This is a genomic window from Nocardia sp. NPDC057353, from assembly GCF_042667085.1.
Taxonomy (GTDB): domain Bacteria; phylum Actinomycetota; class Actinomycetes; order Mycobacteriales; family Mycobacteriaceae; genus Nocardia.
Window position 1 is genome coordinate 1 of sequence record NZ_JBHVAK010000024.1, and the last position, 4835, is coordinate 4835.

Consider the following 4835-nt stretch of genomic DNA (forward strand, 5'->3'; position numbering starts at 1 on the left):
GCGAGGTCGGGCAGGTAGGCGTCGGGGCGCTGGGTGGCCAGCGTCCGGCGGAGCTGGACGGCTTCCTCGATGGCGGTCAGGGCCTGCTCGGCGCGGCCGAGCCCGCTGAGCTGGTTCGCGAGGTTGTTCAGGCTTCCCGCGAGGTCGGGCAGGTAGGCGTCGGGGCGCTGGGTGGCCAGCGTCCGGTGGAGCTGGACGGCTTCCTCGATGGCGGTCAGGGCCTCTTCGAGGCGGCCGAGTCCATCGAGCCGGTTCGCGAGGTTGTTCAGGCTCGTGGCGAGCTTGGGCAGGTAGGCGTCGGGGCGCTGGGTGGCCAGCGTCCGGCGGAGCTGGACGGCTTCCTCGATGGCGGTCAGGGCCTCTTCGAGGCGGCCGAGCTCACCGAGCCGGACCGCGAGGTTGTTCAGGCTCATGGCGAGGTCGGGCAGGTAGGTCTCGGGGCGCTGGGTGGCCAGCGTCCGGCGGAGCTGGACGGCTTCCTCGATGGCGGTCAGGGCCTCTTCGGCGCGGCCGAGCCCGCCGAGCTGGTTCGCGAGGTTGTTCAGGCTCGTGGCGAGGTCGGGCAGGTAGGCGTCGGGGCGCTGGGTGGCCAGCGTCCGGTAGAGCTCGGTGGCCTCTTCGCCGGCGGTCAGGGCCTCTTCGGCGCGGCCGAGCCCGCTGAGCCGGACCGCGAGGTTGTTCACGCTCATGGCGAGGACTGATGAATGGGGGTCATCTTCGCCGCGAAGCCGGTCTACGAGGGCTTGCAGCAGTGTGGTCGCGGTGGGGGCGAGGGCTTGAGTCTGGTGCGGGATGAGGGTGTGCAGGGTTTGGAGTGTTTCGGTGCTGGTTGCGGAGATGGCGTGGTCGAGGGCGGTGGTGAGGGGTTGGGATTTTTCGACGCGGGTGGCGGCGGCGATCGCTGCGGGCAGAAGCGTGTCGGGGTTGCGGGCGCACCAGTCGGTGAGGTGCTCGCCGACCGCGGCCAGTGGAGGGTGGGCGGCGGCGCGGGTGCACACGGTGAGTAGGTACTCGGCTTGCGGGGTGTCGGTGAGGGTGGTGGCGAGGGTGTCGATGATGCTGGGGCGTCGGGGGGCGAGGACGCGGCGCCCGACGAGGTATTCCGCGATCCGGTCCGGTGCGAGCCCGCCGAAGGCGGTGTCGGTGTGGCCGGGGTAGAGGCTCATCAACCAGTCCCGCACTCTGCCCCGCACCAGCAGGGGCTGGTCGGACAGCGCCGGCACGCGCCTGATCACCACATCGAGTTCCCCGGTCGTGGCCGGGCCGAGCACCGCGGTGGCCGCGACGGTGTCTTCGAGAACCGCCACCCCCACCTCGGCGAGCCCCACCGAGTCCATGGTGTATTCCCAGTAGCGGCGCTCGTGCAGCAGAACCCGATCCTCCGGGGTCCGGCCGTTGCTCGCGGAGTCGGTGGCGGTGCCGGTATCGAGCAGGTCGGCCAAGGCCTGCATCTGCACACCCAACACAGTCGTCCCGTCTCCGAGATCACGCCCCGGGGTGTCGAGCACCGCGGCCGCTGCCCGGTCCCAGTCATGGGATCCGGCCTGCGACAGGGCCGGCAGGGTGGCGGCGAAGGCCCCGACCGCGGCCCGGTAGGTGGCCTCACGGCCGCTGCTGGTGGCATCCAGCGGCTCCAGACCGGTGACGTGGGCGGACTCGGTGAGTTCCTCCGCGCCGGGACCGCCCACGGCGACATCGTTCCACCAGTCCCCGACGGTGCGGGCCAGCAGCAGCACCTTCACCACCCGGCCCGCGGCCGCGGCCGTGGCGGCGGTGTCGAGCACGGTGGCGAGCTGGGCGGGGCGGGACTCGGCGTAGTCGATGACCACCAGCAGCGAATCGTTGACCTGTCCGAGCAGCTCCAACCGCTCGCGGTCGGTGTGGGCGGGGTCGAGCCACAGCACCGACCACCGCTTGCCGGTGAGCTGTTCACCGAAGTCGTGCGCCAGCCGGGTCTTACCCTGACCGCCCGGCCCGTGCAGCAGCCACACCCCAGCCCCGGGCTCACCCGCCCAGGCGTGCAACCGGCCGAGCAGCGTCTCGCGGCCGGGCCGGAACGGCACCACCGCACGCCGGGCCAGCAACAGCCCCGACGGCGACCCCAGCGCGGTCGTGTTCTTCAGCGGGGACTGCGAGTCCATCAGCTCGGCCAGCTCGACCGGCTCCCACCGCAACCCCGCCGTCCCGCTGTACTTCTCGACCGCCGCACGGAATCCCGGCCTGCTCAGCAGGACATAGGCCGGCACCGCAGACAACGCGGCATGCGAACGGTGGGCCGGGTCCTCGGCAATCACCCCGGCCAGCAGATCCCCGCAGAACACCGCGGCCCCCGAGATCCCCTGCCACGGTGATCGCCCTAGGTCGGCGGGCGGGTGCTCGTCGAGCTCGACGGTGTAGCGGTTGGCCGACATCGTGGTGCCGGGATTGATCCGGCCCGTGGCCTGGAAGGTCTCGACCCCGGGACCCTCGCTCTGCACGAAATCCGGCATCCCCCAGCTTTGACACCGCGCGCGTGGGCGGTCGGTCACCGTTCGCCCCCACACCACCGCAGCCACCGCGGGAGGCTGCCACCCCGGATCCGAGATATGCACCAGCGCGGCGTCGTCACGGCCCGCCGCGGTCCCCCGCCACACCACCGTGCCGGTGTAACCGACGCGGTCCCGCGGCCGCAGCAGCCCGACCTCACCGGATTCGCCCACGACATGAGCCGAGGTCAGCACCAACGACGGCCCGATCAGATACCCCGACCCCGCCGAAACCCCGCTGACCCGGACCACCCGCTCACGCTGCACCCCCACCAACCCTTCCTCGAAATTCCTCGCCGAAATACCTCGTGGCGGCGGGTCAGGGCTCGACGTAGTCGGACTGGTCCGAGGGCTGCTCGTCCTCGCGGTCGCTGCCGACCAGAACGGGCCCGCCACCGGGAGCCTGCGGGGTCAACGTCACGCTCACCCGATGCCGGCGAGTACGCCCGGCACCCGCCTCGACCTCACCGGTGACCACCCACGCCTTGAACCCCGCCTTGGCCTTGGTATCCACGCGCAGCTCGACCTCGAACGACAACTCGATCGGACCGACCGCGAACGGTAGTGACGAACCCACGCCAGCAGCCGAAGCCGCCAGCAACTCATCGCGCAGCCCGGCCACAGCCTTGCTCAACTCGATCTCCACAACCACCCTCCCAGCACGCCGAAACCGGCCACCACGGTGCACCGGCCCGGCGACCCTAGCCGAAAACCCCACAGCTCACTGTCATTCGAACTACCGACACCTGCTGGCGGGCCTCCTGAGCCTTCGTTTTCCGAACACGCACCTACCTCGAACCGCCGCCGGAGAACTCGCAGGAGTAAGTGTTCGGAAACCCGTTCGGAAACCGGTAGGCTCGCGCCTGGTTGTCGAACACGTTTCCCGAACGATCTCGGAGGAGATTCCCGTGGCGTTGGTCGGTCTGGTCCGGGTGAGCACGTCGAAGCAGGAGACCGCGCGCCAGCACGATGACCTGGACCCGATCTGCGTGAAGGTGTTCGAGGAGAAGATCTCCGGCAAGCTCGCCGTGGCCGACCGGCCCGGGCTGCAGGCGGCGCTGGCGTACCTGCGCGCCGAGGACATGCTCGTGGTGCAGGAGGCCGACCGGCTCGGCCGCAACCTGCTCGAAGGCCTGCTGGTGCTCAACGATCTGTTCGAGCAGGGCATTCAGGTGAAGGTGCTGCACGGCATCGCCGCCGGGGAGCACACCGAGCGCAGCCTCATCCTCGACCTGGCCCTCGCCCTGGCCGAGGACCGGCGCCGCGACATCGCCCGCAAGACCCGCGACGGCCTGGCCGCTGCCGCGAAGCGTGGGCGGAAGGGTGGCCGGCCGCGGGTGGTCGACGCCGACAAGCGCCGCGCGATCCTGGCCCGCCACGCCGAAGGGGAATCCCTGCGCGAGATCGCCCGGGGGGTCGGGGTCAGCCTGGCCGTGGTCCACGGCGAGGTGAGAGCGGCCCGCGACGCGGGAGTCGCGAACAGCGGTACCGCGTCGCTCGACTGACCGGCACTAGCGAAATCAGTTCATCGAGAACCTCGCCGCTTCCGCGCTGCGGTGAACTCATTGCGGGTGTTCAGGGTGTCGGGGTGGTCGTCGCCGAGGACCCGGCGCCGGTCGGTGAGCACCCGCTCGTACAGCTCGATCGCCTCGCCGACCCGCCCCGCCGCCCGGTAGGCGCCGGCGAGGTTGTGGCGGGTGGCCAGGGTGTCGGGGTGGTCGTCGCCGAGGACCCGGCGCCGGTCGGTGAGCACCCGCTCGAACAGCTCGATCGCCTCGCCGACCCGCCCCGCCGCCCGGTAGGCGTAGGCGAGCTGGTTGCGGGTGATCAGGGTGTCGGGGTGGTCGTCGCCGAGGACCCGGCGGTTGTCGGTGAGCAGCTGCTCGTACAGTTCGATGGCCTCGCCGACTCGCCCCGCCTCCTGGTAGGCGTGGGCGATGTTGTGGCGGGTGGTCAGGGAGCCGGGGTGGTCGTCGCCGAGGACTCGGCGGTTGTCGGTGAGCAGCTGCTCGAACAGTTCGATGGCCTCGCCAACCCGCCCCGCCGTCTCGTAGGCGGTGGCGAGCTGGTTGCGGGTGATCAGGGTGTGGGGGTGGTCGTCGCCGAGGACCCGCCGCACCTCGGTGAGCAGCTGCTCGTACAGTTCGATCGCTTCGCCGACTCGCCCCGCCTCCCGGTAGGTGTGGGCGAGGTTGTGGCGGGTGGTCAGGGTGTCGGGGTGGTCGTCGCCGAGGACCCGCCGCACCTCGGTGAGCAGCTGCTCGTACAGTTCGATCGCTTCGCCGACTCGCCCCGCCTCCCGGTAGGTGT

4 protein-coding genes are annotated in these 4835 nt (G+C 71.0%); 1 reads left to right on the plus strand and 3 read right to left on the minus strand.

Going from position 1 to position 4835, the window contains the following annotated elements:
* The coding region (locus ACFUUZ_RS14820) for a tetratricopeptide repeat protein (RefSeq protein WP_378696283.1) at positions 1 to 2720 on the minus strand (2720 nt) is incomplete at its 3' end.
* Positions 2721 to 2844: 124 nt separating this feature from the next.
* Positions 2845 to 3171, minus strand: coding sequence for a trypco2 family protein (locus ACFUUZ_RS14825; protein ID WP_378696285.1), 327 nt, complete (start codon positions 3169 to 3171; stop codon positions 2845 to 2847).
* A 262-nt stretch (positions 3172 to 3433) separates the two neighbouring features.
* On the opposite strand from ACFUUZ_RS14825, the gene ACFUUZ_RS14830 reads away from it, so the two are divergent.
* Positions 3434 to 4030 (plus strand): recombinase family protein, encoded by a 597-nt coding sequence (locus ACFUUZ_RS14830; protein ID WP_378696287.1) that lies wholly within the window; start codon positions 3434 to 3436, stop codon positions 4028 to 4030.
* A 20-nt stretch (positions 4031 to 4050) separates the two neighbouring features.
* Here the strand turns inward: ACFUUZ_RS14830 and ACFUUZ_RS14835 are convergent.
* The coding region (locus tag ACFUUZ_RS14835) for a tetratricopeptide repeat protein (RefSeq protein ID WP_378696289.1) at positions 4051 to 4835 on the minus strand (785 nt) is incomplete at its 5' end.